Raw genomic sequence first — 26,865 nt, 5'->3', positions numbered from 1 at the left:
GTCCTTGGCTTTCTCGCTCACAGCTTCGGCGCAATCTCTTCGATCCAGATGCGTTCCCGCTGCTCCTGGGTCATGTGGCAGGCGGCCCAGTGCCGTCCGCCGACCTCGGTCAGCTCGGGGCGGACCGTGCGGGTCACGTTGTCCTTGGGAACGTCCGCGTACGGGCAGCGCGGGTTGAAGGCGCAGCCGGACGGGAGGTTGATCAGCGAGGGCGGGGAGCCCTTGACGGGGATGAGGCGTTCGGTCTGCTCACGGTCCAGGCGCGGCATCGAGCCGAGCAGCCCCCAGGTGTAGGGGTGCCGGGGCTCGTAGAACACCTTCTCGGCCGGACCGCGCTCGATGCAACGGCCGCCGTACATCACCAGGATGTCGTCGGCGAGCTCCGCGACGACGCCCAGGTCGTGGGTGATGATGATGACCGCGGAGCCGAACTCCTTCTGCAGGTCCCGCATCAGGTCGAGGATCTGCGCCTGGACGGTCACGTCCAGGGCGGTCGTCGGCTCGTCCGCGATGAGCAGCTCGGGGTTGTTGACCAGCGACATCGCGATCATCGCGCGCTGACGCATACCGCCGGAGAACTCGTGCGGGTAGCTGTCGACGCGCTTGTCCGGCTGCGGGATGCCCACCCGGTCGAGCATCTCGACCGCGCGGCGCTTCGCCGTCTTCTTGTCCACGTTGTGGTGGATGCGGTACGCCTCCACGATCTGCTGACCGATCGTGTAGTACGGGTGCAGCGCGGACAGCGGATCCTGGAAGATCATCGCCATCTCGCGGCCACGCAGCTTGCGTACGTAGTCCGGGTCGGCGGACAGCAGTTCGGTGCCGTTCAGCCAGATCTCGCCGGAGATCTGCGCCTTGCGCTTGCCGTACTGGCCGGCCGTGTGCAGGCCCATGATGCCGAGCGAGGTCACCGACTTGCCGGAGCCGGACTCGCCCACGATCCCGAGGGTCTTGCCCTTCTCCAGCTGGAAGCTGAGCCCGTCGACGGACTTGACCAGACCGTCGTCGGTCGGGAAGTGCACCTTGAGGTCGCGTACTTCGAGGAAGGCGGAGGGTGCGGGCGAGTCCTTGACGGGCTCGGCCACCGCTCCGCTCTTGCTGAGTTCGGTCATGAGAGCCTCACTCGGGGGTCGATCACGGCGTACAGGACGTCCACCACGAGGTTGGCGATCAGCACCGCGAGAGAAGTGATCAGGGTGACGCCCAGGATGATGGGCAGGTCCTGGTTCTTGATGGCGTCGAGCACCGCGCGGCCGAGGCCGGGCAGGTTGAACGTCGACTCCGTCAGGATGGCGCCGCCGATGAGGGCGCCGAGGTCCATGCCCAGCATGGTGAGGATGGGGGTCATCGTGGAGCGCATGGCGTGCTTGCCGATGACGACCTGCTCCTTGAGGCCCTTGGCACGTGCCGTGCGGATGTAGTCCTCGCCGAGGATCTCCAGCATGGTGGCGCGGGTGATCCGGGCGTACATCGCCGCGTACAGGAAGGCGAGGGTGATCCAGGGCATGATCATGCCGCCGAACCAGCCGCTGACGCTCTGGTCGAGCGGCACGTACTGCGCGTTGATCCAATGCAGTCCGAAGGTGAAGATCGCCAGGCTGAGCATGCCGGTGAAGTAGATGGGGAGGGAGACACCGGAGAGGGCGACGACCATCGCACCGCGGTCCCAGATGGTGCCCCGCTTGAGCGCGGAGAGCACACCGGCCGCGACACCGAAGACCAGCCACAGCACGGCGGCACCGAGCGCGAGTCCCAGGGTCACCGGGAAGCGGTCGGTGAGCACCGGCCAGACGGCCTGCTCGCTGCGGAAGGAGTAACCGAAGCAGGGCGCGGCACAGTGCGTGACGTCGCCACCGCCCGAGTAGGTGCGGCCGGCGAAGATGCCCTTGAAGAACTCCCAGACCTGGGAGTAGATCGGGTCGCTCAGGCCCAGCTTCTGCCGTACGGCCTCGACAGCGGCCGGGTCGGCCTGCTTGCCCACGAAGCTCGAGGCGATGTCCACGCCCGCCCACTTGGGGACGAGGAAGAAGATGCCGAAGACCACCATGACGATGACCACGAGCATCACTGCGGCGGCGAACAGCCGCCTGATGAGGTAAGCGAGCACAGCTTACGGCCCGCTGCGGGGCCGCGGGCCACCGGAGGTCATCCGATGGCCCGCGACCACGCCGCGCCGGCCTTCACCTGCCTTTCGTGCCTGTACGGCGGGTGTGCCGGTTTACTTCTTCGGGTTCTTCAGACCGAGGTTGACGAAGTCGTACGTACCGCTGTAGTTGTCCGTCGTGTAGACGTTCGCGAGGTTGTCGCCGCGCCAGTTGATGAACTTCTCGAAGGTGAAGGGCAGGTAGTACGCGCCCTCCATGACCTTGTGGTTGATCTCGGTCGAGAGCTTCGTCTTGCCCGCGTCGTCCAGCGTGGTGACGTACTGGTCGAACAGACCGTCGATGGTCTTGTCGTTGATCAGGGCGAAGTTGTTGTTACCGCTCGGCGCGATGTACTTGCTGTCCCACAGCGGCAGACCGAAGCCCTGGACGGTCGGGAAGTCCGGACCCCAGCCCATGATGATGATGCCGTAGCCCTTCTTCTTCACGTTCTCGGGGCTGCCGATGATGCCGGTGGTCTGCGAACCGTCGAACTGGTCGATCTGCGCGGTGATGCCGACCTTCTTCAGCGACGCCTGCAGCGACTGGGCCGTGGCCACCTCGACCGGCTTGTTGTTGCGCACCGCGATGGTGGTGGAGAAGCCGTTCGGCTTGCCGCACGCCTTCAGCGCCGCCTTGGCCTTCTCGACGTTGCCGTTCTTGTCGGCGCCGGCGATGTTGTACGGGTCGTACTTCTGGCCCTCGGCGCCCGGGACGGACGGCGGGAGCATGTTGGTGCCGATGTCACCACCGGCGACCGGGCCACCGCGCGCGGTCTGCAGCGAGACGTGGTCCGCGCCGAGGATCACGGCCTTGCGGCACTCGACGTTGTCGAACGGCTTCACGCTCTGCGGGAAGGCCGCGTAACGGATGTAACCCGAGATCGGGTTGTCCAGGTTGGCCTTGTGCTCCTTCAGGGCGGTGGTGCGGCCCTGCGGGGACATGCCGGTCTGGTTGATGTCCAGGTCCAGGTCACCGTTGAGCAGGCGCTGGTCCAGCTGGTTGGCGTCCGAGAAGAACTGGACGGTGATCTTGTCCGGGTACGCCTTGCGGACCGGGTCCGAGGACTGCTTCCAGTTCGTGTTGCGCACCAGCGTCAGGCTCTTGCCCGGGCTGTACGACTCGAACTTGTACGGGCCGGAGGAGAACGGCTTCAGGCTGTACTTGGACTTGGTGTCCATGTCCTGGCGGACCGGGGAGGCCGAGACCAGACCCAGCACCTCCTGGAAGTCCGAGTTGGCCTTGGGGAGGTGGAAGACGATCGTCTTGTCGTCCGGCGTGGTGATGGCCTTCAGGCCCAGCTTGTCCTTGGACGTGTCCTTGTAGGGACCCTTGTACTCGCCCTTGGGGTCCAGGAAGTCCTTGAGGTACGTCGGACCGCCGGACAGCACGTCCTGCGCCCACACGCGCTCGATGCCGTACTTCACGTCCTTGGACGTGATCGCCTTGCCGTCCTCCCACGTGATGCCGTCACGCAGGGTGTACGTGTAGGTCTTGCCGTCGTCGGTGACCTTGGCGAGACCGGTGGCGAGGTCCGGGGTCAGCTCGGCGCCGGCCTTGCCCGGCTCCGCCTTGCCCGTGACCAGCTGGCGGCTGTAGTAGCGCGCGAAGTCCCACATGAAGCCGTAGTAGCCACGCGTGGTGTCCCACGAGTCCGCGTCCTGGGCACCGCCGAACCGCAGCGTGCCGCCCTTCTTGACCAGGGAGGCCTGGGCGACCTTGTTGTTGGCGGCGTCGAAGCCGGCGGCGCCGGTCTTCGAACCGTTGTTGTCGTCGCTGCCTCCACCGCCGCACGCCGCCGTGGTCAGCAGTGCGGCGACCGCAGCAGCGGCGGCAAACGCCTGCTTACGCCGCCCTGAGGTGCGTTGGGTAGTCACGATCTCGGATCCTCCGGATTTGATGAGAGACCCCGTGTCGATGCCACGGGACGCTTGGGGTGACGCAGTTCAGCGGGAGGCCTTCGGGTCCAGCGCGTCCCGCACGCCGTCGCCGAAAAGGTTGAAGGCAAGGACGGTGATGAAGATCGCCACACCAGGGACCACCATGTACATGGGGTCGGACTCGTAGTAGTCGATCGCGCTCGACAGCATCTGTCCCCAGGACGAGGTGGGCGGCTTGACGCCCACACCCAGGAAGCTGAGTGCCGCCTCGGTGAGGATGTTCGTGGGGATCATCATCGTCGTGTAGACGATGATCGGTGCGACCAGGTTGGGCAGCAGCTCCTTGAACAGGATGTAGAAGCGCCCGGCGCCCAGCGATCGCGCGGCCTCGACGTACTCGCGCTCACGCATCGAGAGCGTCTGGCCGCGCACCACGCGTCCGATGTAGGGCCAGCCGAAGAAGCCGATGACCAGGATCATCACGAACACACGCACGTTGGAGCCGGACAGGCCCAGCATGTCGTTCGGCATCACCGAGACCAGGGCGATCGTGAACAGGAGTTGCGGGAAGGCCAGCAGGCCGTCCATCACGCGGCTGATGAGCGAGTCCACCCAGCCTCCGAAGAAGCCCGCCAGGATGCCGAGCACGGTGCCGAGGACGACCGCGACGACGGCGGAGAGGAAGCCCACCAGGAGCGAGACGCGGGCACCGTAGAGGATGCGGGCGAGGATGTCGCGGCCGTTGACGGGCTCGACGCCCAGCAGGTGGTCACCGCTGATGCCGCCCAATGACCCCGTGGGGGTGCCGAACAGAGGGTCGATCAGCTTCTCGTTGAAGGTGTCCGGGTCCTGACCGAGCAGGTGGGTGATCACTGGCGCCAGCAGGGCGATCACGATGAGGACGAGCACGACGATGCCGCCGGTCAGTGCGAGCTTGTCCCTCTTCAGGCGCTCCCAGGCGATCCGGCCCAGGGAACGTCCCTGCACGACCTTCTCGCCGGCGGCGGCAGCCGCCGCTTCTTCGGCCGCACTCGGGGCCGCTTCCGCGGTCGGCTCGTGCAATGGTGCCGTCATCTGGCAGGGACCCCTCTCAACCGGCGGTAGCCGGCCCACACGTGCCGCTTGTAGCGGCGTGATCAGTCCGTCGTACACAGGGGCTAAACCCCCTGGAGCGGGAGTCTTCAACGCCTCGGCGATCTGTAGCCAGACTTGACGGTGAATGGATGCGTAAACGTGATGCTGTCAGGGGTGTTCCGTTATCCGGACGGCGGGTAACGGGGGTCGGACACGGGGCAGTTGGGACACCGGAGGTTAATACGGGCACTACCCGGACGTTCCCTTGTCATCTACGCGCGAAGAAATGCAGAGCCGCGGTGAAGGACCCGTGCCGATCCTTCACGGTGCGCCGGACTGCGGATCAGTATCCACCGGGTGCCGGTGGATAGCCGTACCCACCCGCCATCGGAGCCTGCGCGGGGGCCGCGTGGGCCTCGCGGTCGTAGAACGGCCGCGCGTTGGCGCGCAGCCACATCGCCACCGGGTCGTACTCGTCCGACATCGCGACGGTCGACACGGGCAGCCCGTCCGGAACCGCGCCGATGGACTGCTGCATCATCGCCCGCACCGAGTCGACGACGGGCGGCGAAGTGTCGTAGACGTCCAGCCCGATGGCCAGATACGGCGCCCCGAGCGCCGGCTGCACCCAGGCACGGCGCAGCGAGCGCACGGCGGTGGTGCGATGCGCGTTCTGCGTGAGCAATGCGTAGAACTGCGGGATCTCGATGCCGGGTTCGGACAGTCGTAGCGGACCGGCGGGCTGGCGCTCCAGACCCGCCGCGATTCTGCGCAGATCGAGCCACGGGATGCCGACCCCGCCGCCCGGGGCGTGCGGATTGAGCCAGAGCCCGAAGTGGTCGGGGTAGAGGGTGCGGGCCACGTCGAGACCGTCGACGACCTCGTACGACCGGTTCCAGCCGCTGGCCGAGAGTTCCTGGGCGGAGGTGACGCACGGCGCGTAACCGAAGCCGTCCACCTCCATGTTCCCGTACTGGGCGTCCGGGGAGCCGGCCTGGCCGTGCCAGAGCAACATCCACACCTGGCCGGACGACGGGGTCGCGAGCGCGCGAAGGAGCGCCTCGTAGGCGTCGTAACGCCCGGGCGTCACCTGGCGCAGCATGTGCTCGACCTGACCGGCCGCGGCCGTGCCCGACGCGCTCACCTTCAACCGCCCCTTCGTGAAGAAATCATGACGTCGACCAACACCTCGGCCGAACCCCGGCCGAGCCATGAAACCAGCTTAAGCGGCGAATGCGCTCCGCTGGGGGAGCCGTTGAGAGCTCGGTGCTTGCTGTGTTCGGGTCGCTGCAGGTCCGTTGGGGTTGCCCGCGCAGTTCCCCGCGCCCCTTACGGGGCGCTGTTACTGGCCCTGCTGGTAGAAGGGCCGCACCTGGGCTCGCATCCAGTCGGCCACCGGGTCCTGGGCGACGTCGAGGAGGACCAGGTTCACCGGCCACTGGACCGCGACGTGGGCGAGGGCTCGGGAGAGGGCGTCCATGGGGAGTGTCCGGAGGTCTCCCTCCCACACGGAGAGTTCGACCCCGACGAACATGACCGGGTCGTCGCCCTCGATGCTGGCCAGACAGCGGCGGGCGGTCAGGACGACTCCCGTCGCCGCGAACTCGGCCGAGGCGGCGGCGAGGAAGTCCACCGGGTCGTCCTGCCAGTCGGGCTCGTAGAGTTTCACCCGGCCACCGCTCGTGGGCCCGTCCAGCGGGGTGCGCCCGGTCCGGCACAGCTCGGCGACCGCGAGGGGCGGCAGCGGCACGCCGACCGTCCCGTCCGGGTTGATCGCGATGCCGACCTGCGGAGGCAGTCCGCGGGCGAACTCGACCGCGGGCGCGATCGTGTACGACAGATGGCTGCCGGCGACCTGGCGGAACTGCTCCTCGGAGCTGAAGACCGGCACGTACGCCTGGCCCTCGATCTCCAGGGTGGGCAGGTCGAGGGATCCCGCGTGCGGTCCGCCGCCGTTGGGCAGCGGCACCCAGACGTAGCTGCGGCCGAGGACCTCGACGATGCGGCCACCGGCCGAGGGCACTCCGAGGGACGCGGAGAGCACCTCCTCCAGTTCGTTGCCCGGCCAGCCGCCGTGCGAGTGGGGGTGCGGGCCGGGTTGCGGATACGCCGGTACCGAGAAGTCCGGGAAGTCGGGGATGTCCATCTGTCTACCTGTCTACCGCCTGCGGTGAACCACTGTTCTGGTGTTCTGGCTGGAAAGGTTAGTGGGCCCGTACGACTTCCCGACCGCTCCCGACCGCTCTCGACTGCTCTCGGCCACTCCCTGCCGTTTCTCGGTCACCGAAGTCCCTGCCGTTCCTCAGTCGCCGAAGGCGATCCGTCGCAGCACGTCCGCCGCGTCCCGGTCGAGGAGCACCGCCGAGCCGCAGCCCTCCGGCAGATCGCCCCGCTCGACGGAGCGCAGCAGCCGGGCGACCGCGCCCCGGTGACGGGCGAACGCGTACCGCGACACGCCCCGGCCGCGCTCGCGCTGGCCTTCCAGCGCCGTGCCGGGCGTGACGTCGAGCAGCAGCAGGTGGACGGTGCCGCCGCGGCGCTGGGCCTCGCGGGCGAGCCAGCGGCGCACCCAGGCCTGCGTACCGCAGTCGTGCACGACGAGTCCGGCGCCGGAGCGCAGGGCCCGACGCAGGCCCGCGTAGTGCGCGAGGCGGACGAGGGGCCGGTAGACGGCGTACGGCAGCCGGCCGGCCGTCCGCTCGTCCCAGCGGTCCCGGGTGTCCTGGGAGTCGACGCGTGGGCCCTCGACGGCGCGGCGCATCAGGGTCGACTTGCCGCTGCCCGGCAACCCGGTGACCACGACGACGTCGGCCGCCGCGAAGTGCAGACCGTGCGGAGAGTGCCCGGCGCGCTCTCTGAGGTCGCGGACGACGGCCGTCGGCAGCGCTCCGCACGTCTCCCGGGTCCCCGCCGGGGCACCGGGCTGATCGGGCAGCGCGAGGCCCGAGGTCGTGGCGTACGCCGTGGTCCTGTTCACCGTGATCGTCCTCCCCTTGGGTCTGGAGTCCCATCCCCGTCGAGTGTAAAGAGAAGGTAATGCGCGGTGTCTATCGTTTCCGTACGCGGACTGCCACAGGCCGGTTACAGATGCGGACTGCCGTGATCGGACGGCGCGTGCGATGATGTGCCCGCCAACTGCATACCGGCCGCTTGAATCCGCGCGGGAGAGTTCCGGGACCCTTCGGGTACCCGGGCGCCGAAGGAGCAAGTCCCTCCCTTGAATCTCTCAGGCCCCGTTACCGCGCGGGCGAGGCACATCTGAAAAGCGGGCCGCTGTCCAGTGGCTCCACCCAAGGTGCAAGTCAGGACCTCCGCTCGCGGGGTCGTGATGAACCTCTCAGGTTCCGATGACAGATGGGGAGGAACGACCTCGCCGTCATGCCTTGGGAGCCCCACCGATGAGCAGTAACGCACCCCGTCTCACCGCGCTCGATGCCCTGCATCGCTCGCTCGGCGCGACGATGACCGACTTCGCGGGCTGGGACATGCCCCTGCGCTACGGCTCCGAGCGCGACGAGCACCTCGCCGTGCGCACTCGGGCCGGCCTCTTCGACCTGTCGCACATGGGCGAGATCACGGTCACCGGACCGGAGGCCGCCGCCCTGCTCAACCACGCGCTGGTCGGCAACATCGCCTCCGTCGGCGTCGGCCGCGCCCGCTACACGATGATCTGCCGGGAGGACGGCGGCATCCTGGACGACCTGATCGTCTACCGGCTGGCCGAAAACGAGTACATGGTCGTCGCGAACGCCTCCAACGCCCAGGTGGTGCTGGACGCGCTGACCGAGCGTGCCGCCGGCTTCGACGCCCTCGTGCGCGACGACCGGGACGCGTACGCGCTGATCGCCGTGCAGGGCCCCGAGTCCCCCGGCATCCTCAAGTCGCTGACCGACGCCGACCTGGACGGGCTGAAGTACTACGCGGGCCTGCCGGGCACCGTCGCGGGCGTCCCGGCGCTGATCGCCCGCACGGGCTACACGGGCGAGGACGGCTTCGAGCTGTTCGTGGCCCCGTCCGACGCCGAGAAGCTGTGGCAGGCGCTGACGGACGCGGGCACGCCCGTCGGGCTCGTCCCCTGCGGCCTGTCCTGCCGCGACACGCTGCGCCTGGAGGCGGGCATGCCGCTGTACGGGCACGAGCTGACCACCTCGCTCACCCCCTTCGACGCGGGGCTCGGGCGGGTCGTGAAGTTCGAGAAGGAGGGGGACTTCGTGGGGCGTGCCGCGCTCCAGGAGGCCGCCTCCCGCGCCGAGGAGAACCCCCCGCGGGTGCTCGTCGGGCTCGTCGCCGAGGGTCGTCGCGTGCCGCGCGCCGGTTTCTCGGTCGTCGCCGACGGCAAGGTGATCGGCGAGGTCACCTCCGGCGCGCCCTCCCCGACCCTGGGCAAGCCGATCGCGATGGCGTACGTCGACGCCGCGCACGCCGCGCCGGGCACGGCCGGGGTCGGCGTGGACATCCGGGGCAGCCATGAGCCGTACGAGGTCGTGGCGCTGCCGTTCTACAAGCGCCAGAAGTAGCTTCGGGGCCGAAAGGGCCGCGTCCAGCGCGCCCACGTGACGCACGCCGCTGTGTCACGTCTCGTATCCCAGGACCACCCGGTCATCCCGTTCATCCGCACTCCCCCGCATACAGGAGAATTCAGGCCATGAGCAACCCCCAGCAGCTTCGCTACAGCAAGGAGCACGAGTGGCTGTCGGTCGCCGAGGACGGCGTCTCGACGGTCGGCATCACCGAGTTCGCGGCCAACGCGCTCGGCGATGTCGTCTACGCCCAGCTTCCCGCGGTCGGTGACACGGTGACCGCGGGCGAGACCTGCGGCGAGCTGGAGTCGACCAAGTCGGTCAGCGACCTGTACGCGCCGGTCACCGGCGAGGTCGTGGAGGCCAACCAGGACGTGGTCGACGACCCGTCGCTGGTGAACTCCGCCCCCTTCGAGGGCGGCTGGCTGTTCAAGGTACGCGTCACGGACGAGCCGGCCGACCTGCTCTCCGCCGACGAGTACACCGAGTTCTCCGGCTCCTAAGGACTTCTGACTGATGTCGCTTCTGAACACGCCCCTGCACGAGCTGGACCCGGACGTCGCCGCCGCCGTCGACGCCGAGCTGCACCGCCAGCAGTCCACCCTGGAGATGATCGCCTCGGAGAACTTCGCTCCGGTCGCGGTCATGGAGGCCCAGGGCTCGGTCCTGACCAACAAGTACGCCGAGGGCTACCCGGGCCGCCGCTACTACGGCGGCTGCGAGCACGTCGACGTGGTCGAGCAGATCGCCATCGACCGCGTCAAGGCGCTCTTCGGCGCCGAGCACGCGAACGTGCAGCCCCACTCGGGCGCCCAGGCCAACGCGGCGGCGATGTTCGCGCTGCTGAAGCCGGGCGACACGATCATGGGTCTGAACCTCGCGCACGGCGGGCACCTCACCCACGGCATGAAGATCAACTTCTCCGGCAAGCTGTACAACGTGGTCGCGTACCACGTGAACGAAGAGACCGGTCAGGTCGACATGGACGAGGTCGAGCGCCTCGCCAAGGAGTCCAGGCCGCAGCTGATCGTGGCGGGCTGGTCGGCCTACCCGCGTCAGCTGGACTTCGCCGCGTTCCGCCGGATCGCGGACGAGGTCGGCGCGTACCTGATGGTCGACATGGCGCACTTCGCGGGCCTCGTGGCCGCGGGCCTGCACCCGAACCCGGTGCCGCACGCCCACGTGGTCACGACCACGACCCACAAGACGCTGGGCGGCCCGCGCGGTGGCGTGATCCTGTCCACCGCCGAGCTGGCCAAGAAGATCAACTCCGCGGTCTTCCCCGGCCAGCAGGGTGGTCCGCTGGAGCACGTGATCGCCGCGAAGGCCGTCTCCTTCAAGGTCGCCGCCTCCGACGACTTCAAGGAGCGCCAGCAGCGCACGCTGGACGGCGCGCGGATCCTGGCCGAGCGCCTGGTCCAGGACGACGTCAAGGCCGTCGGCGTGGACGTCCTGTCCGGCGGCACGGACGTGCACCTGGTCCTGGTCGACCTGCGCAACTCCGAGCTGGACGGTCAGCAGGCCGAGGACCGTCTCCACGAGGTCGGCATCACGGTCAACCGGAACGCGATCCCGAATGACCCGCGGCCCCCGATGGTGACCTCGGGCCTGCGCATCGGCACGCCCGCCCTCGCCACCCGCGGCTTCCAGGCCGAGGACTTCACCGAGGTCGCGGACATCATCGCCGAGGCGCTGAAGGCGCCCTCTCCCTTCGGGGCGGCCGACGCGGAGTCCCTCAAGTCCCGGGTCTCCGCCCTGGCCGACAAGCACCCGCTGTACCCCGGCCTGAAGTAGTACCGCCTGAAGTAGTACCGCCTGAAGTAGTACCGCCTGAAGCAGTACAGAACCAGTTCCTGCGAAAGTTCACTTTCGTACAGAAATTCGCACGGAACGTACGATTCACCAGGATGCCGCGCACACTGGAACCGTGAGGTGTGCGCGGCGCCCGCCCACCTGCACCACCCCTGTTGTGAGGAGTCCCCGTGGCCATCTCGGTCTTCGACCTGTTCTCGATCGGCATAGGCCCGTCGAGTTCCCACACGGTGGGCCCGATGCGTGCGGCGCGCATGTTCGCCCGCCGGCTGCGCAACGAGGAGCTGCTGGACTCCGTGGCCTCCGTCCGGGCGGAGCTCTACGGCTCCCTGGGCGCCACCGGCCATGGCCACGGCACCCCCAAGGCGGTGCTGCTGGGCCTGGAGGGGGCCTCGCCGCGCACCGTGGACGTGGAGGGCGCCGACGACCGCGTGGAGCAGATCAAGTCGTCGGGCCGCCTCTCGCTCCTCGGCACGCACGAGATCGCCTTCTCCTTCGCCGACGACCTGGTCCTGCACCGCCGCAAGGCCCTGCCGTACCACGCCAACGGCATGACGGTCTTCGCGTACGACGCCTCCGGCGCACTCGTCCTGGAGAAGACGTACTACTCGGTCGGCGGCGGCTTCGTGGTCGACGAGGACGCGGTGGGCGAGGACCGCATCAAGCTCGACGACACGGTGCTCAAGTACCCGTTCCGCACGGGCGACGAGCTGCTGCGGCTCACGAAGGAGACCGGCCTGTCGATCTCCGCCCTGATGCTGGAGAACGAGCGGGCCTGGCGCACCGAGGAGGAGATCCGCGAGGGCCTGCTCGCGATCTGGCGCGTGATGCAGGCGTGCGTCTCCCGGGGCATGTCCCGCGAGGGCATCCTGCCGGGCGGGCTCAAGGTCCGCCGCCGCGCCGCCGTCTCGGCCCGCCAGCTGCGGGCGGAGGGCGACGCGTTGGCCCACGCGATGGAGTGGATCACGCTCTACGCCATGGCGGTGAACGAGGAGAACGCGGCGGGCGGCCGGGTGGTCACGGCCCCCACGAACGGCGCCGCGGGCATCATCCCGGCGGTCCTCCACTACTACATCAACTTCATCCCGGGCGCGGACGAGGACGGCGTCGTGCGCTTCCTGCTCGCCGCCGGCGCCATCGGGATGCTCTTCAAGGAGAACGCCTCCATCTCAGGCGCCGAGGTCGGCTGCCAGGGCGAGGTCGGCTCGGCCTGCTCGATGGCCGCGGGCGCCCTCGCCGAGGTCCTCGGCGGCAGCCCCGAACAGGTCGAGAACGCCGCCGAGATCGGCATGGAACACAACCTCGGCCTCACCTGCGACCCGGTCGGTGGCCTCGTCCAGATCCCCTGCATCGAGCGCAACGGCATGGCAGCGGTCAAGGCGGTCACCGCCGCCCGCATGGCCATGCGCGGCGACGGCTCCCACAAGGTCTCCCTCGACAAGGTCATCAAGACCATGAAGGAGACGGGCGCGGACATGAGCGTCAAGTACAAGGAGACGGCGCGGGGCGGGCTCGCGGTGAACATCATCGAGTGCTGAGCAAGTGGGCCCTGACCAGCGCGTTCTTATCTTTCAGCGCTGTCAGGGCCTTCCCTGCTTACGCGGCGGAAAGTCCCCCGAAACTCCCCGGGACAGACGTGAAAGTCCCCGAAAACTCCCCAGGGCACGTCGCTGTTTACGGGTGGGCAACGGGCCTACTCCACGACCGACGCGGCGCTCTTGATGGGTGGGAACGGCGTAGGTCGCTGAGGTCGTCGCGAGTCTCCAGGGCCTGGCTGAGCGGCACTGCCCGGCCTGCCTCCAGCAGGCGCAGGGCCCGCATCGCCCGCTCGGGCTCGGGGACGGCGAGGGCGGCGGCGTCATGGGGCAGGCTGGTGAGACCGCGCAGTGCCTGCTGCCGGTCGGCACGGCCGAGCCGGCGCGGCGCCACCTGCGGCAGCAGCCGGACAGCTGTCTCCATCAGGTCGGCGGCACGGCCGGGTGCGGTGTCGGCGAGCAGTCCGGCAGCGGCGTGCGCGGTCTGAAGGCGCACCCACGGCGGTGCCATGTGGGTTTCGGTGTCGCGGATGTAGGTGGTGACGGTTCGCGGCAGCGGCTGCGAGGACGCCTGCGCGAGGCAACAGCGGAGTTCCTTCAGGGTGCGCTTGGTGTCCACGGCGCTCGGGGTCCACACCCGGTCGGAGGTCTTGTCGGCGAAGGTGTCCAAGAGCAGGGCATCGGCGGGACGCAGTCCATGGAGGGCGACGATGCCGAAATTCGGCAGGCCCTTGATGCCGGGGCAGTCTGTGTCGACGGGGTCTGGCGCGGGGATGCAGGCGGGGGCGCGGCCGGTGGCGTACGCGCCGAGTGGGTTCAGGCACAGGGCGAGCGGGCCGTCATAGCAGGAGAGTTGGTCGAGGTCGTCGCCGCCCCAGTTGTCGCGGTAGTCCTCGCGGGCGCCGACGGGCGGAACGTACTCGATGCCGATGAGGCCGAGGGTGGCAGCGTATTCGAACAGGACGGCGAGCGTGTAGCGGTCCTGGAGCAGGGGCCAGTCGTGGAATCCGTCGTAGCCGAGGCTGCCGTATGCAGCACCCCCCATGGCAGCGCCCGGCATTCACGTGTTCGAGTTCAGTAGCGTGGAGGGATGAGAACACGTGGGGGGAGGCTCGCCGCCGTCGCGAGCCTGGCAGCCAGTGCGGCCCTGGTACTGGGCGGCTGCGGCAGGATCAACGCAGGGGACACCGGCACGGGGGACACGAGCGCGGCAGAGCTCGGGTTCAAGGAGTATGCGGGCGCGGTGGACTACCCGTCGGTGACCGGCCCGCACAACAAGGGGTACGTGGCGCCCCGCGAGGGTCTGCGCCAGCTGGTGCCGCTGGGTGACTGCGCCCTGGGCGAGGGGACATTCGCCAACGGGTACCGCTATGTGAACGTCAACTGGACTGGTTCCGACGGCTGTACGAAGCTCTCGATCACCCCGAAGCCGGGCGCCGACGACGAAACCGACGTGCCGTACTCCATGCGCAGCGGCTGGCCCGGTGGCGGCCTGCCGGGCGACGTGGTGGTGCCGTGGGACGACGGTTCGCTGATCGGTGTCGGCGCCACGTTGACCCGCCGGGCACCGAACGGCGAGCAGTTCCGGCTCGCCACGCTGCCACTGACGTTCAACACCCGCCCCGAGCAGGAGACCGCGGACGACGCCTCGGTGAACACCGCGGTCAGGGTCGGCTCACTCCTGCTGATCGGCGGCGGCCAGAGCGTCGACCAGGTGGAGTCTCCGTACGTGTTCGCGTCCGACGACGCGGGCAAGACCGTGCGTCGCGTGCCGCTGCCGCCGATCGACGGTCGGCAACCGTCCACACCCGTGGGCGACTTCGGCGTCAACGGCAAGGAGGTCGTCGCCTTCGGCGCGGCAGCGACCAACGCCTTCGACTTCCACTCCTCGGGCACGATCCCGTTCTGGCGCAGCGCGGACGGCGGCGCGCACTGGACGTCCGGCGAAATCACCGGGATGCCACCGGGCACACAGGTGCACAGCATCCTGTACGCGTCGGACCACTGGTTCGCCATGGGCGGCTATGCCAGGGCCGGCGCCTTCTACGACTCCCTCCCTCTGGTTCTCACCAGCAAGGACGGCACCCACTGGACCCGGATGGACACTTCGGCAATGGGCACCGGCGAGATCACTGCCGCGACCGTCGACTCCGCGGGCCACCCGGTCCTGGTCGGCTCGGCCCCCCGGCCCAAGTCCAAGCCGAACACCCGCACGGTGCTGTGCAGTTCCGTCTGGGTCGGCAACGGGACGACCACGGGCTGGAAACGCGGCGGCCTCGGCTGCAGCGAGGACCCCCCGAGAACGGCGGTCACCCTCGCGGACGGGCGCGTGCTGATCGCGGGCAACCGGGACCTCTGGCTCTCTCGAAGCCCGGGGCCGGGGCGCGGTCACGGGTCTTGATCTCTTCCCGCGGAAGGCGGGCGTAGCCGAGTCGGGCCGCAACCCGTTGTCGTACCCCTGTGGTGAGGTGAAGTCGGACGACGGAGAGCGAGAGGCGGAGGGGACGATGGGTGAGCGTACGACGTGGCGGCCGTTTCTGGAGCAGTGGAGCGCGGAGTGGATCGCGGGGCACGACCCGGACAAGGACGCACCGCTCGCGCAGGAGGTCGTGCGGGACGCCTGGCTCGGGTTCGCGCCGGCCAGTGAGGCCGAGGTCGCTGCGGCCGAGGCCCGGCTGGGGCGCCGGCTGCCGCCTTCGCTGCGGGAGTTCCTGCTGGTCACCAACGGGTGGCGGGACGCGGGCAACTTCATCTACCGGCTGGCGGGCGCCGCGGAGCTGGAATGGCTGCGGGACACCGACGACCGCACCTGGATCGAGGTCTGGGAAGACCTCGCGGAGGACGACGTCGAAGAGGACGAGGACGGTGAGGAGGCGTTCGGCGTTCAGGAGGCAAAGGTCCTAGCGCGCTGCCTGCGCCTGTCCCTTGAGGGTGACGCGGCGGTCATGCTGCTCGACCCCGACGACATGGACGTAGACGGCGAGTGGGCGGCGTACTGGCTCGCCTCCTGGTCCGGCGAGGGACCGGAGCGGTACGGCTCCTTCCACGACCTCATGCACCGACAGTGGGTGTCCTTCCACGCCCTGCGCAAGCCGCCGGGCGCCACCCGGGACCACTGGGACGCGGAGGTCGAGCGGGCCCGATGCGAGGCGCTGGCCGGGGCGGTCGACGGACCGCTGTCGGTGTTCGCCCAGGCGCACGAGTACGGGCGGGAGCGAGCAGACGTGCTGAGCATGCAGATGAAGGCGATGCTCGGCGACTGGCGCGGCCACATCGCGAGCCTGATGTGGTACCGCCCGGGGAACGACGACCTCCTGCTCAGCCCGCTCTTCGCCGCGGAACTCCTGCCGCTCCTGGTCCGGCAGGACCAACTCGCGCACCCCCACGACCTGCGGCCCCTGCCGCGGCTCAAGGAGCACGCGCCCGCACCTGTGCGGGCGCTCGTCGCCGACTACGAGGCCCGGGCGGCCGAGCCGGGCTTCCGGCTCACCTTCGGCGGACCCGAGTTCGACGCGGCCGTGCACGCCGTCGCCGACCGCCTCGCCGGGCAGCCGGCCTTTCAGGCTCCCGACGAACCGCCGATCCGTACGGGGCCGATCGTCGTCACCCTGTACGCGGGCGGCGGCCCGCGGCCCGAACCCGACCCAATGTCCGACCCCGCCAAGGTCCGCACGGCCCGCGCGGGCCTGTGCGACGAAGCCTGGCCCGAACTCCGTGCAGCGCTACGCCTGTGGCACCCGGTGTGCGAGGACCATATTGCCCCGATATCCCTGTTCGCCGACCCGGTCCTGGCTCAGCTGATCACCTCGGACCGCGGCCGCGGGATCCTGGCCACGCCCCGAGGTACGGGCCCCGGTGTCCCATAGGCTGGAAGTTCCGGCCGCCAGGGACAGCAACACCGTACGGGGGAAGTGCATGACCGAGGAAAGCGACGGCGTCGTGATGTACTGGCGGCCCGGCTGCGTGTTCTGCATGAACCTGCGGCTGAGCCTGCTCTTCACGCGCCTGCGTTACACCAAGCGGAACATCTGGCGGGACAAGGACGCAGCGGCGTTCGTCCGCTCCGTCGCGGACGGAAACGAGACGGTGCCCACCGTCACCGTCGCCGGGCACGCCATGGTCAACCCGTCGAAGCGGCAACTGCTGGATGCGGTCCGCGAGTACGCGCCGCACCTACTCTCGTCCTGACCTGGCGCTGAGAGCAGAGGGCCGGAGCCGACGGCCTGTGGTCGGCCTGGTCGCCGTCGAGGGCCGTCTGACGCCACTCCAACGCGAGCCCGCTCTGTTTCGCCTCGCACAGCACCTGGACCATGCCGTCGTAGAACCCGGAACACGACGGTCGAGCGGGAGGGAAGCCATTTCCAGCCGCAACACCCACTCCGCGGTATCGGCCTGCGCCGCGCGCCCCGTCGTGCAGAGGCAGTCGATCACGCAGACCTGCCACTACAGGGACGGCGACGGCGTCATAAATAGCTCGCCTGACTTCCTACCGGGTCCGCACCCTCGCGGATCCCCTCCACCTGCGCCAGATGGACAGCGGACACCAGCACAGGGTATGCACGCGTATCGCCCTGTTCATCATCCCGGAACTCGAGGACAAGCCGTGCGTCAAACCCAGCTCATACCCGGAGTGGCCGTCGTGCTACTCGCAGCCGCTCTCGCGACCGGCTGCTCTGGTGGACACAGCGCCGAGGCCGGGTCCGGGCCCTCGGATTCCTCGGTCACGGCGACGCCGACGCCCGGGAGCACTGCGGCAAAAATGATCGGGAGTTCGTCAACGCCGAGCACCGCCGCATCGAATGGCTACCCGACCACCCCGGCTGCTCCGGGCGCGGCCGTGCCGCAGGTACGAGACGCCTTCGCAGTACTGCAAGCAACGTACAACGACAGCTGTGGGACCCCCGGAAACTGCCAGTACTTCCTCAACCGCCTCCTGACCAACCTCGACGATCTCGGCAACTCCATGAAGGCCAGCCCGAAGGGCACAGCACACTTCAGGCAGCCGCTTGCCTGGATCGGGCAGATGCAGACCGCGCTGGACGGTGACTTCACGTTCGACAACCTCCACAAGCACCAGAGCCTGCTGGTCACGACCCGCGACAAGATCAACACTTGGATGCAGTCGTACCCGGACGACTACCGCTAGTCAACGAACGTGTCACCCACCGCAAATGAGCGAGAAGCTGCAGGTGAGCGCCACGGTCAGAAGGTGGCCGCCGTGGACGGCTGAGGTCAGTGGCCGCCGATGGGTGGGTCGCAGCCGGGAGGGCGGGATAGCTGGCCAAGGCGTCCGTCTGGGCGAAGGCGCGGTTCATCGTGCCCTCCACGCACGGCGGGAAGGCGTCGATGAGGAAGCCAACCCCGGTGGGGGCCGTTCTACTACGACTGCACCTTCCCGGCGAAGTAGTCGAGGCCGGTGAGGGCGCTGCGAGTGCTCACCGGGTCAAAATCACCGCGCTTACGCAGCGGTTCGAACCCGCCCGCGACGCACCCGACGGCCGCGAGCCCGTCGCAGCGGCGCTGGCCGTCCAGCGGAAAAAGGTCTGGACGGCTGACTCGGCAACGCTCAGCGGACTTCACGTATGCACTCGCGCGTGGAGCTGGATGGCCCCGTGCCGGACATCCCGGTGCTGTGGGAATTCCGTGCAGGCCTGGTCGGGCACGGGCCGAGGAGAAGATCGTCCAGCCCGTCCTGCTGAGCGTGGTCAAGAGCCCGGACCCAGGGGCAGCCGGCCGAGGTCAGCGGGATACTCCGTAGCCCGACAGTGCACTCACCGGCCACAATGAATAGGTGAAAGCCCTGCCCCGTGGCCTGCCGCCGGCGAACTCCCGGAAGTGGCACAGTCGTCGATGGTGGGATCAACTGGGATATCTGAGGGTGCGTTCCTTGGCGAACCCGAACTGGCCCCGAGACATCCCCTGGCTGATCCAGTGGCTCCGGCGCGAGCGTTCGGCCGCGCTTCCAGAAGAACAGGTCCTCTACGACAGGGCCATCACCGCGGCTCAGGACTATGCGCGTATCCCCATCGACTCGGCGGACGCCGAACCGGCGTGGGACCGCGTGCTCGTGCCCGTCGACGAGCTGCTCACCCGGCGGCAGGCGATGCACCTGGACAGGGTTCGTCGAGCTCAAGCCAAACACGGCGATGCCGGTACCCACGACCACCGGAACCGCTGACTGGCGCGCTCCTGGTCAGAAGAGGAACGCTGCGGCCGTCCACAACAGGTAGAAGGCGGCCAGCACCGGGCCCAGCGGCCGGTCACGTCCCCTGTGATGGTGTAGGCGATCAATCGTTCGTAGCGTTTGGGGTGTTGGGGAGTGCTTGGGTGGTGTGGTCGGCGTGTTCGGCGGCGTAGATGGCCGTCATGCTGCCTTCGGACAGGTAGCGGCGGGGAAGGCGATCCATTCGTCGTGCATCTCGCTGAGCACGGCGGTGACCAGCCGTTCGAGGGCGGCCGGGTTGGGGAAGACCTGCACGACGTCGGTGCGGCGCTTGATCTCGCGGTTGATCCGTTCCAGGGGATTTGAGGACTGGATCTTCTTCCAGTGGGAGATGGGGAAGGCAGCGAAGGCGGTCAGGTCCTCCTTGGCGTCCAGGAGCATCTGCCTGACCTTGGGGAACTGCTGTCCGAGCATGTCGGCCACCGCATCGAGCTGGTGGTGGACGGCTTTGGCGGTGGGCTGGATGAAGATGGTGCGGATGGTCGCCGCGACCAATTCCCCGGATCCCTTGGGGATCACGGAGAACACGTTCCGCAGGAAGTGAACACGACAGCGCTGCCAGGCGGCGCCGAGCATGACCTTGCGGATCGCGGCCACCAGGCCGCTGTGACTGTCGGAGATCACCAGCCGGACCCCGCCCAGGCCACGTTCGCGCAAGGAGCGCAGGAACTCGCTCCAGAACGCCTCGGTCTCGCTGTCACCGACCTCCCCCACTCTCGACTTCGCTCGAGCGGCGAGCAGCAAACCCCGAGATTCCCCGGAATCTCGGGCCTCCGACCACAGCTCGTCAGCACTACCGTGCTGCCACGTCAGCACAAAAAATCGGGACAAAAAGACCCCGCTGGCTACGTTTCCACAGGTCAGGAGAGTCTGATGTTGTGGAGCCTAGGGGAGTCGAACCCCTGACATCCGCCATGCAAAGACAGCTCTCCCTCTTCGGCGGCGATCACGGTGCCATCACCGCACCCATCTCAGGTTGCCGCGTCAATCGAACGTCAGCTCCATCTCAAGCTGTCCGCCATCGACAGCCTGAGCACGGTCGGCGCACCTCGTTCGACCACCCGCCGTCCGCGCCGTCTGCCGCACACCTGGTGCACCGATGCGCTCCCCTCGCGCATCCCAATAACAGTCGGAACTGACATGGCATCAGCCAATTGACACAAGCTACAGGTCAGGGGCGCACCCACGTGCCCAACCCCATGAGCCACCCTCGCCACCAAACCTCTGACCTACGCATCACGATACGTAGGTCACCACCCACACCACCACTCGGACGAGACAGCACGAACAACAAGAATCCCCAGGTCAAAGGCCTGACCTGGGGTAACAACTGGAGCCGCCTTCGGGATTCGAACCCGAGACCTACGCATTACGAGTGCGCCGGTTCGTCGGCTCGGGCGCATGCCCGGACGTCAACACCCGCTCTTGATCCGGACCTGCACAACGGATACCGAGCGCCGCCGGATACCTTGTAGGTAAGCGTCCGCAAGAAGTCCCCGAAAAATCCCCGGTGCCGCGCGAGCCGCGTCTGCCGCACCAAAACACCAGGTCAGAGCCGTGATCAAAAGCGGCCCACATGTCCGTCAAGTACAAGGAGACGGCGCGGGGCGGGCTCGCGGTCAACATCATCGAGTGCTGAGGAAATAGGCCCTGGCCGGCGCGTCCGTTTCTTTCCGCGCTGTCAGGGCGTTCCCTCCGGGGTTCGTGGCATCCTCGGCCACTTCCGATCCGCCCTGACCGTCAGCCGCGGCACGTCGGAAGGCAGGCTCGTCATCACCCCGTCGCGCGAACAGGACGTCCGAAGACGAGCGGCACCGCCAACGGAGACGGGTTCCGGGTGGCTGTCTCTTCGCGCACCGCGTGAATCCCACGTGGTGAAACTCCCCGCCTGACCGGCCATGGCGCGTCCGGGGTATTCGGCCAAGGACGATCTACGAAGGCCTTCCGCGGGTATGTGAACTTCTCATGGTCCGGGCGTTCCCGCATTCACGCCTCAGTCGTGGAGCCGTCACTGTCGTCCAGGCTCTTCCGCGTGCGACGCTCAAGTCCGTTCGCAACGGAAGGAATTGACATGACACGTCTGGAGATCGGGTTGCTGGGTCCCCTGGTGGTCACCGTCGGCGGCGTGTCGGTCGTGCCGAGCGCTGCCAAGCAGCGGAGACTGCTCGCCCTGCTGGCCGTCGGCGCCGGACGCGAGGTCGGGATGTCCGCCATCGCGGAGGAGCTGTGGGCCGGACGGCCTCCCGCCGGACCGTCCGCGGCCGTGCAGACGTACGTCAAGCAGCTGCGCCAGCGCATCGCGGTGGCCTCGTCGCGCACACCGGGGCTCGATCCCAAAGAGGTGCTCGGACGGGGCAACACCGGCTACCGGCTCGGCACGTCCGACCTCCGTGTCGACGCGCGGGACTTCGAGACGACCGTACTGCGTGCCATGCACATCCTCGCCCGCGGTGAGGACGAGGAGGGCGCACGGCTGCTCGCCGACGCGCTCGGCATGTGGCGCGGGCCGGCGCTGGACGAGGCGCGCGAGAGCGGGGCGTTGCGTGCGGAGGCGCTGCGGCTCGACGAGATGCGGCTGGCCGCCCTGGAGGCCAGGATCGCGGCGGACCTGCGGCTCGGGCGGCACACTCACCTCATCAGCGAACTGACCGCGCTCACCTGCCGGCACCCGTTGCAGGAGAACCTGCACGCGCAACTCATACTCGCCCTCTACCGCAGCGGCCGCACCTCGCAGGCGCTGGAGGTCTTCCGGCGGCTGCGTGACACGACCGTACGGGAACTGGGCATCGAGCCCTCGCGCCGACTGCAGGAACTCCAACGCTGGGTACTGACCTGCGACCCGCTCCTGGACGCGCCTGTGCCCAGCCTCGCCACGTTTTAAGGAATGGCTGCCCAGGGCGCCTCTTCAGATCGAAAGGCACGCCATGCGACGTATGTCCCCAGACGTCGTCATCGTCCACCTCTGGTCGTTGTCCGAGGACGTGGTACTGCACCGCACCGCTCGCGGTGAACAGTTGGTCCTCACCAGCCGTTGGGGCGTGGACCGCCTGGAACGACCCGACCCCCTCGTCTACGAGACCCTCCGGCGCATGGAACTGGGTCCCGTCCTGCTGGGCAACGCCGCCGCTTCCGGCCGGCAGCACGCCGAACAGCCCGTCGATGTCCGTGCGTTCATGCTTCCCACGCTGACCCGGCTGTCCCATCTCGTGGTCCGCACGCTCGGTGTGGACGATCTGCGGGGCCCGCTGCTCTCGGTGTTCCCGCTCGTCCCCGACGCGCCCTTCACCCTCCGGCTGTCCGGCGTCCAGCCGGTCCGGCTCCCCGGCACCGCCGTCCTCACGTCCGTTCCGTCCGGGTTCTCACTGGAGGCCGCCGGCTGCCCGCACCGCGTGGTGCTGCACCGGCCCGAGGCCGCGATGGTGGTCGCGCTGCTGGCCTGGCCCGTCACCCACGAGGCCGCCGCGGCGTCCCTGCCGCTGCCACCCCAGGTGACCGAAAGCGTACTGCGCTATCTCGCCGCCGCGGGGATGGCCGTCGCCGCCGACGACGACTCCGCGGAAGCCGGGGCCACCGGCCGCTGAACCCGCCCCTGGGGGAGCCGGCCCGGGTCACAGGAGCCAGCCCGCGTCCCTCGCGATCCGGATCGCGTCAACTCGGTTGCGGGCGTTGAGCTTTGTCACCACCGTCGTGAGGTAGTTGCGTACCGTGCCCGTCGAAAGGTGCAGCTGCGAGGCGATCTCCCGTGCCTCGGAACCTTCCGCGGCGAGCCGCAGCACCTCCGCCTCACGCTCCGTCAGCGGGCTCTCCATGCCGTTCCAGGAAGCAAGCGCCAGCTTGGAGTCGATGACCCGGTGACCTGCGACGACACGGCGGATCGCGTGGGCCAGCTCGGCCGGCGACTCGTCCTTGAGGAGGTAGCCCGACACCTCCGCGGCCAGCGCGCGGCGCAGGGTGCCGGGGCGGCCGATGCTGGTGAGCATCAACGTCCGGCACTGGGGCAGGTGTTCATGCAGCTGCACGGCGGCGCCGAGACCGTCGAGGCCCGGCAGGTCGATGTCGATGACGGCGATGTCCGGTTTGACAGCCAGTGCGGTTTCGAGGATCTCGTCCCCCCGCTCCAGCTCGGCCACGACCTCTAAGTCGCTCTCCAGGTTCAGCAGGGCCACGAGTGCCCCGCGCACCATGTTCATGTCTTCGGCCAGCAGTATCCGGATCATCGCTGCAACCCCCCAGGCGAACGTGATCGATCAATCGCAGCATAGCAAGTGGCTTGAATATTGGACGTCGCGGGCAGAAAGCGGTTGCGGTCAGCCGCCTCGGCCGACGATCCCGGCCGACGGTCCCGGTCGAGCGTCGCGATTCACGCCGCGGCGCGGTTTCCCGCCGTCGGTCCCTCCCACAGGGACTCCGAGTCGTCGACCCCGGCCAGCGGAGCCGTCGCGGTCAGCCGGAACGTGCCGTCGCCCTCCCGCTCCACGGTCAGGGTGCCGTTGACCGCGCTCAGCCGCAGCTCCAGATTGCCGAGGCCGGTGCCGCTGTGCGGGGACGGGTCGCGATAGCCCGGCGTCACACCGTCGTTGCTCACCGAGAGGCTCATCCGCTCCCCGTCCTGCTCGGCGACGATCTCGCAGTGGGTGGCGCGGCTGTGCCGCAGCACGTTGGTGACCGCCTCGCGCAGCACCGTCGCGAACACGGTGTCCAGGGTCTGGCCCACCGTCCCGATCCGGATGCGCGAGGTCACCCGGACGTCGGCGGCGTTCAGCACCGACTCCGCCGAACTGATCTCCTCCTGCAAGGACATGTCGCGGTAGCCGCTGGCGACACTGCGCACGTCGGCGAGCGACTGCCGGGACATCGCCAGGACGTCCTCGACCTCGGTCTTCGCCCGCGCCGGGTGGGCCGGGAGCAGCCGGTGGATCAGCTCACCCTTCAGCGTGATCGCGGAGAGGCTGTAGCCGAGGAGGTCGTGCAGATCGCGGGCGAAACGCAGCCGCTCCCTCGTCACGGCGACCCGGGTCAGCTCGCCGCGTGTCTCGTGCAGCACCCGGATCAGGTCGACGAGGCGTGTCAGACCGTAGACGACCAGTCCGGTGAGCAGGGTCGACTGGACGAAGTAGAAAGTGTCGACCATGGGCCGTTCGGTGAGCAGCGGCGGGGCGAGCATGCTCAGACCCACCGCGCCGTACATGATCCAGGCCGAGCGCGGGGACAGCAGGAGCAAGAGGGATCCTGCCAGGAAGCCGGCCATGGAGCCCCACTGGGACCGGAAGAGGATCAGGGGCAGGTAGGTCAACAGCGCCTGCGCGCCGAGGGTGAGGCATTTGCTGCGGGGCGAGGCGGCGTTCGCCCCGGGCCGGGAGTGGTGGAGTTGCAGGCCGAAGATGGCGAACAGGCCCAGCAGCGCCGCGCCTTCCTCGACGCGGGAGACGTGGGAGCTCAGGATGTTGAGCATGGTGACGCTGACGTAGCACAGCAGTGCGGCGAGCAGGATCACGCGGCCCAGCCGGGGAGCGGGCAGAAGGCCGCCGGCGCCGGACGTCGGCTCGGCCTCCTCCTGTTCCCCCGCCGCTTGCGATGACCTGCCAGAGCGCACCATCCCCTACCCCTCTGTCGCAGCTACGCGCGTACCCCCGGGAGCATAAGCGAGTCATCTGTGTGGCGCTAAGGTGTTACACGCACGGTGACACCTTGCAGATGGCCGTCAACTCTGGCTGTTTGCCGGGGTGTTGGGGTGGGGAGCCGGGACTCAGGCGGAGGCGTCCCGGTCCGGTCGTACGAGCAGGCCGCGTTCCATGGCGACGACCACCGCGTGGGTACGGTCGTTCACGTCGAGCTTGCTGAAGACGCGCAGCAGATGGGTCTTCACCGTCGCCTCGCCGATGACGAGCCGCTTGCCGATGTCGGCGTTGGACAGGCCGTCGGCGACCGCGTTCAGCACGTCGAGTTCGCGGCCGGTGAGGGCCACCGGCGCGGGGCGGCGCATCCGGGCGACGAGGCGTTGGGCGACCTTGGGGGCGAGGACCGTCTCGCCGTGGGCCGCGGACCTGATGGCGTCGACGAGTTGCTCGCGGGTGGTGTCCTTGAGGAGGTAGCCGATGGCGCCGGCCTCGACGGCGCGCTCGATCTCCACGTCCGTGTCGTAGGTGGTGAGGATGAGCACACGGGTCGGGGCCGGTCCCGCGACGATGCGTTCCGTCGCGGCGACCCCGTCGAGGACGGGCATGCGCAGGTCGACAAGGGCGACGTCGGGGGCGAGGTCGGCGACGAGTTCGACGGCCTGGGCGCCGTTGTCCGCCTCGCCGACGATGTCGATGGACGGCTCGGAGGCGAGGAGGGCGACGACTCCGGCCCGCATCACGGTGTGGTCGTCCACCACGATCACGCGGATCCGGTCCGCCGGCACACTCGGGGTGGTCGGGTCGGCCATGTCAGTCCTGACTGCTCGTCGAAGTGGAAGAGGGCGATGGAGACGGAGAGGCAGTGGGCGGGGTGGTGGGGGTCGGCGTGTAGTCGGGGATCGTGGCGAGGATGCGCGTGCCGTCGCCGAGGGAGCTGGTGACGGTGAGGTCTCCGTCCAGTTCGGCCAGCCGCTTGCGCATGCCGACGAGTCCGAAGCCCTTGGACTCCTCGACCAGAAAGCCCCGGCCGTCGTCGGTGATCTCCAGTTCGACGCCGTACGGCTGCCGGGTCAGGACCACGCCCACGGTGGTGGCCCCGGCGTGCTTACGGACGTTGGCGAGGGACTCCTGGGTGCAGCGCAGCAGTGCTATCCGGGTCGTCTGGTCGCATTCGACGTCCGCGAGTTCCGCGGCGACCGTGAGTCCGGTGTCCTGGACGAACCGGTCCAGGGTGCGCTGCAGGGTGGCGGCGACCGGGCCGGCGGTGACGCCGTTCTGCGGGGCGGCGCCGACCAGGACCCGGGCCTCGGCGAAGTTCTCCCGGGCGGTCTGCACGATGGACACGAGTTGCTCGTCGGACCTGGCGGGGTCCTCGGTGAGGCCGGTGCGAGCCGCCTCCGCCAGGACGATGATGGAGGCGAAGCCCTGGGCGAGGGTGTCGTGGATCTCCCGGGCCATCCGCTCGCGTTCGGCGGCGGCGCCCTGGCGCTGATACGCCTCGACCAACTTCCGCTGGGCTTCCTCCAGTTCGGCGGTCAGCCGCTGCGCCCGCTCGTCGCTCTGCCCGACGAAGCGGTGCAGCCAGAGGCCGAGGGCGACCCCGGCGGCGTAGCCGATGACGGTGAACACCACGTTGCCGGTGAGGAACTGGGGGCTCCAGCCCTGCCGGAGCGTGCCGCCGAAGACGGTCGCCGCGGCGCCGAGTCCGCTCAGCACGATCGCCGGGCGGGGGGTGCGGGTGAAGGCCCAGAAGTGCGGGAGGGACACGATGTAGAGGGCGGCGGATCCGCCCAGCAGATACGAGATGCCACCGAGGGTGAGCGCCAGCGCGACGAGGAACACCTCGGGGCGCAGGACCCGGTTGCCGGGCAGTTTGAAGACGGCGGCGTAGGCGGCGGAGATCAGGGCCAGCAGACCCAACGACCAGTACTTCTTGACCTCTTGGGCGTCCAGGACGGCGATGACGGTGGGGAACAGGCCGAGGAGGACCCAGGAGACGGTGTTCCAGAGGTGGAACCGGGGGGTGGGGAAACGGTCGTTGGGCTGCGGCCGCTGAATCATG

23 protein-coding genes, 1 tRNA gene, 1 pseudogene and 2 riboswitches are annotated in these 26,865 nt (G+C 68.8%); of the genes and pseudogenes, 11 read left to right on the top strand and 14 right to left on the bottom strand.

From position 1 onward, the window contains the following. Positions 1 to 17: 17 nt before the first annotated feature. The 7 genes from AQJ27_RS20555 to AQJ27_RS20525 form a co-directional block, all read right to left on the bottom strand. Positions 18 to 1,112, bottom strand: a complete 1,095-nt coding sequence (locus tag AQJ27_RS20555) for an ABC transporter ATP-binding protein (RefSeq protein WP_067370852.1) — start codon at positions 1,110 to 1,112, stop codon at positions 18 to 20. Next, entirely contained in the window at positions 1,109 to 2,107 is a 999-nt protein-coding gene (locus AQJ27_RS20550) for an ABC transporter permease (RefSeq protein ID WP_067370850.1), read from the bottom strand. Before AQJ27_RS20550 ends, AQJ27_RS20555 begins: the two co-directional genes overlap by 4 nt. A 111-nt stretch (positions 2,108 to 2,218) precedes the next feature. Then, a complete protein-coding gene (locus tag AQJ27_RS20545; RefSeq protein ID WP_067370848.1) occupies positions 2,219 to 4,018 on the bottom strand; it encodes an ABC transporter substrate-binding protein in 1,800 nt (599 codons plus the stop codon). Positions 4,019 to 4,087: 69 nt separating this feature from the next. Then, complete coding sequence (locus tag AQJ27_RS20540; protein WP_067370846.1) at positions 4,088 to 5,095, bottom strand: ABC transporter permease; 1,008 nt, start codon at positions 5,093 to 5,095, stop codon at positions 4,088 to 4,090. A gap of 343 nt (positions 5,096 to 5,438) precedes the next feature. Next, complete coding sequence (locus AQJ27_RS20535) at positions 5,439 to 6,239, bottom strand: enhanced serine sensitivity protein SseB C-terminal domain-containing protein (protein ID WP_067371347.1); 801 nt, start codon at positions 6,237 to 6,239, stop codon at positions 5,439 to 5,441. A gap of 198 nt (positions 6,240 to 6,437) precedes the next feature. Then, positions 6,438 to 7,241, bottom strand: a complete 804-nt coding sequence (locus AQJ27_RS20530; RefSeq protein WP_067370844.1) for an enhanced serine sensitivity protein SseB — start codon at positions 7,239 to 7,241, stop codon at positions 6,438 to 6,440. Positions 7,242 to 7,397: 156 nt separating this feature from the next. Beyond that, positions 7,398 to 8,078: an AAA family ATPase gene (locus tag AQJ27_RS20525; RefSeq protein WP_067371345.1), complete on the bottom strand. Its 681-nt coding sequence runs from the start codon at positions 8,076 to 8,078 to the stop codon at positions 7,398 to 7,400. Between the two features lie 168 nt (positions 8,079 to 8,246). Next, a riboswitch (glycine riboswitch) is annotated at positions 8,247 to 8,347 on the top strand. Then, a riboswitch (glycine riboswitch) is annotated at positions 8,348 to 8,459 on the top strand. Positions 8,460 to 8,493: 34 nt separating this feature from the next. Between AQJ27_RS20525 and gcvT the strand changes: the two genes are divergently transcribed. From gcvT to AQJ27_RS20505, 4 genes are all read left to right on the top strand, one after another. Then, positions 8,494 to 9,612, top strand: coding sequence for a glycine cleavage system aminomethyltransferase GcvT (gene gcvT, locus AQJ27_RS20520; protein ID WP_067370842.1), 1,119 nt, complete (start codon positions 8,494 to 8,496; stop codon positions 9,610 to 9,612). A gap of 128 nt (positions 9,613 to 9,740) precedes the next feature. Next, on the top strand, positions 9,741 to 10,118 hold the full coding sequence (gcvH, locus tag AQJ27_RS20515) for a glycine cleavage system protein GcvH (RefSeq protein WP_067370840.1): 378 nt from the start codon (positions 9,741 to 9,743) through the stop codon (positions 10,116 to 10,118). A 13-nt stretch (positions 10,119 to 10,131) separates the two neighbouring features. Then, positions 10,132 to 11,409, top strand: a complete 1,278-nt coding sequence (glyA, locus tag AQJ27_RS20510) for a serine hydroxymethyltransferase (RefSeq protein ID WP_067370838.1) — start codon at positions 10,132 to 10,134, stop codon at positions 11,407 to 11,409. 188 nt (positions 11,410 to 11,597) lie between these two features. Next, the gene (locus tag AQJ27_RS20505) at positions 11,598 to 12,965 is read left to right on the top strand and encodes an L-serine ammonia-lyase (protein ID WP_067370836.1); all 1,368 of its coding nucleotides are present in this window, start codon (positions 11,598 to 11,600) and stop codon (positions 12,963 to 12,965) included. 136 nt (positions 12,966 to 13,101) lie between these two features. On the opposite strand, the gene AQJ27_RS20500 is transcribed toward AQJ27_RS20505, so the two are convergent. Beyond that, the gene (locus tag AQJ27_RS20500; protein WP_067370834.1) at positions 13,102 to 14,007 is read right to left on the bottom strand and encodes a hypothetical protein; all 906 of its coding nucleotides are present in this window, start codon (positions 14,005 to 14,007) and stop codon (positions 13,102 to 13,104) included. Positions 14,008 to 14,052: 45 nt separating this feature from the next. Here AQJ27_RS20500 and AQJ27_RS20495 point away from each other — a divergent pair, with 45 nt between their 5' ends. The 5 genes from AQJ27_RS20495 to AQJ27_RS20475 all read left to right on the top strand — a co-directional run bounded on the left by AQJ27_RS20495 (position 14,053) and on the right by AQJ27_RS20475 (position 19,140). Next, positions 14,053 to 15,363, top strand: a complete 1,311-nt coding sequence (locus AQJ27_RS20495) for a beta propeller repeat protein (protein WP_067370833.1) — start codon at positions 14,053 to 14,055, stop codon at positions 15,361 to 15,363. A gap of 106 nt (positions 15,364 to 15,469) precedes the next feature. Continuing rightward, positions 15,470 to 16,828 (top strand): SMI1/KNR4 family protein, encoded by a 1,359-nt coding sequence (locus AQJ27_RS20490; RefSeq protein WP_067370831.1) that lies wholly within the window; start codon positions 15,470 to 15,472, stop codon positions 16,826 to 16,828. Positions 16,829 to 16,877: 49 nt separating this feature from the next. Then, positions 16,878 to 17,150 carry a glutaredoxin domain-containing protein gene (locus AQJ27_RS20485; protein WP_067370829.1) on the top strand — a complete coding sequence of 91 codons (273 nt, stop codon included), beginning with the start codon at positions 16,878 to 16,880 and terminating at the stop codon, positions 17,148 to 17,150. Between the two features lie 649 nt (positions 17,151 to 17,799). After that, positions 17,800 to 18,108 (top strand): hypothetical protein, encoded by a 309-nt coding sequence (locus tag AQJ27_RS20480; protein ID WP_096239909.1) that lies wholly within the window; start codon positions 17,800 to 17,802, stop codon positions 18,106 to 18,108. Between the two features lie 741 nt (positions 18,109 to 18,849). Further along, complete coding sequence (locus tag AQJ27_RS20475; protein ID WP_067370827.1) at positions 18,850 to 19,140, top strand: hypothetical protein; 291 nt, start codon at positions 18,850 to 18,852, stop codon at positions 19,138 to 19,140. 109 nt (positions 19,141 to 19,249) lie between these two features. On the opposite strand, the pseudogene AQJ27_RS20470 reads toward AQJ27_RS20475, so the two are convergent. Beyond that, a pseudogene (locus tag AQJ27_RS20470) lies at positions 19,250 to 19,890 on the bottom strand (IS256 family transposase); the annotation flags it as partial. A 174-nt stretch (positions 19,891 to 20,064) separates the two neighbouring features. Next, a tRNA-Ser gene (locus tag AQJ27_RS56415) sits at positions 20,065 to 20,126 on the bottom strand. Positions 20,127 to 21,256: 1,130 nt separating this feature from the next. Here AQJ27_RS56415 and AQJ27_RS20465 point away from each other — a divergent pair. After that, positions 21,257 to 22,066: an AfsR/SARP family transcriptional regulator gene (locus tag AQJ27_RS20465; protein ID WP_079065115.1), complete on the top strand. Its 810-nt coding sequence runs from the start codon at positions 21,257 to 21,259 to the stop codon at positions 22,064 to 22,066. Between the two features lie 52 nt (positions 22,067 to 22,118). Next, a complete protein-coding gene (locus AQJ27_RS20460) occupies positions 22,119 to 22,766 on the top strand; it encodes a hypothetical protein (protein ID WP_067370825.1) in 648 nt (215 codons plus the stop codon). Between the two features lie 27 nt (positions 22,767 to 22,793). On the opposite strand, the gene AQJ27_RS20455 is transcribed toward AQJ27_RS20460, so the two are convergent. The 4 genes from AQJ27_RS20455 to AQJ27_RS20440 all read right to left on the bottom strand — a co-directional run bounded on the left by AQJ27_RS20455 (position 22,794) and on the right by AQJ27_RS20440 (position 26,864). Further along, positions 22,794 to 23,402, bottom strand: a complete 609-nt coding sequence (locus AQJ27_RS20455; protein ID WP_067370822.1) for a response regulator transcription factor — start codon at positions 23,400 to 23,402, stop codon at positions 22,794 to 22,796. Positions 23,403 to 23,545: 143 nt separating this feature from the next. Next, a complete protein-coding gene (locus AQJ27_RS20450; RefSeq protein ID WP_067370820.1) occupies positions 23,546 to 24,781 on the bottom strand; it encodes a sensor histidine kinase in 1,236 nt (411 codons plus the stop codon). Between the two features lie 150 nt (positions 24,782 to 24,931). Continuing rightward, positions 24,932 to 25,612, bottom strand: coding sequence for a response regulator (locus AQJ27_RS20445; protein WP_067370818.1), 681 nt, complete (start codon positions 25,610 to 25,612; stop codon positions 24,932 to 24,934). A gap of 1 nt (position 25,613) precedes the next feature. Further along, positions 25,614 to 26,864 carry a sensor histidine kinase gene (locus AQJ27_RS20440; protein ID WP_067370816.1) on the bottom strand — a complete coding sequence of 417 codons (1,251 nt, stop codon included), beginning with the start codon at positions 26,862 to 26,864 and terminating at the stop codon, positions 25,614 to 25,616. Position 26,865 lies beyond the last annotated feature (1 nt).

Origin of the sequence: Streptomyces olivochromogenes (assembly GCF_001514115.1) — a bacterium.
Taxonomy (GTDB): Bacteria; Actinomycetota; Actinomycetes; order Streptomycetales; family Streptomycetaceae; genus Streptomyces; species Streptomyces olivochromogenes.
The sequence above is the reverse complement of the archived record's forward strand: the minus strand, read 5'-3'. Positions and strand labels throughout refer to the sequence as shown.

Excerpts from the sequence above, each read along its gene's own strand:
- AQJ27_RS20500 (WP_067370834.1), bottom strand. The coding sequence starts at position 14,007 with ATGGGGGGTGCTGCATACGGCAGCCTCGGCTACGACGGATTCCACGAC.
- AQJ27_RS20530 (WP_067370844.1), bottom strand. The coding sequence starts at position 7,241 with ATGGACATCCCCGACTTCCCGGACTTCTCGGTACCGGCGTATCCGCAA.
- gcvH (WP_067370840.1), top strand. The coding sequence starts at position 9,741 with ATGAGCAACCCCCAGCAGCTTCGCTACAGCAAGGAGCACGAGTGGCTG.
- AQJ27_RS20455 (WP_067370822.1), bottom strand. The coding sequence starts at position 23,402 with ATGATCCGGATACTGCTGGCCGAAGACATGAACATGGTGCGCGGGGCA.
- AQJ27_RS20450 (WP_067370820.1), bottom strand. The coding sequence starts at position 24,781 with ATGGTGCGCTCTGGCAGGTCATCGCAAGCGGCGGGGGAACAGGAGGAG.
- AQJ27_RS20445 (WP_067370818.1), bottom strand. The coding sequence starts at position 25,612 with ATGGCCGACCCGACCACCCCGAGTGTGCCGGCGGACCGGATCCGCGTG.
- gcvT (WP_067370842.1), top strand. The coding sequence starts at position 8,494 with ATGAGCAGTAACGCACCCCGTCTCACCGCGCTCGATGCCCTGCATCGC.
- glyA (WP_067370838.1), top strand. The coding sequence starts at position 10,132 with ATGTCGCTTCTGAACACGCCCCTGCACGAGCTGGACCCGGACGTCGCC.
- AQJ27_RS20495 (WP_067370833.1), top strand. The coding sequence starts at position 14,053 with ATGAGAACACGTGGGGGGAGGCTCGCCGCCGTCGCGAGCCTGGCAGCC.
- AQJ27_RS20540 (WP_067370846.1), bottom strand. The coding sequence starts at position 5,095 with ATGACGGCACCATTGCACGAGCCGACCGCGGAAGCGGCCCCGAGTGCG.
- AQJ27_RS20440 (WP_067370816.1), bottom strand. The coding sequence starts at position 26,864 with ATGATTCAGCGGCCGCAGCCCAACGACCGTTTCCCCACCCCCCGGTTC.
- AQJ27_RS20465 (WP_079065115.1), top strand. The coding sequence starts at position 21,257 with ATGACACGTCTGGAGATCGGGTTGCTGGGTCCCCTGGTGGTCACCGTC.
- AQJ27_RS20490 (WP_067370831.1), top strand. The coding sequence starts at position 15,470 with ATGGGTGAGCGTACGACGTGGCGGCCGTTTCTGGAGCAGTGGAGCGCG.
- AQJ27_RS20460 (WP_067370825.1), top strand. The coding sequence starts at position 22,119 with ATGTCCCCAGACGTCGTCATCGTCCACCTCTGGTCGTTGTCCGAGGAC.
- AQJ27_RS20485 (WP_067370829.1), top strand. The coding sequence starts at position 16,878 with ATGACCGAGGAAAGCGACGGCGTCGTGATGTACTGGCGGCCCGGCTGC.
- AQJ27_RS20555 (WP_067370852.1), bottom strand. The coding sequence starts at position 1,112 with ATGACCGAACTCAGCAAGAGCGGAGCGGTGGCCGAGCCCGTCAAGGAC.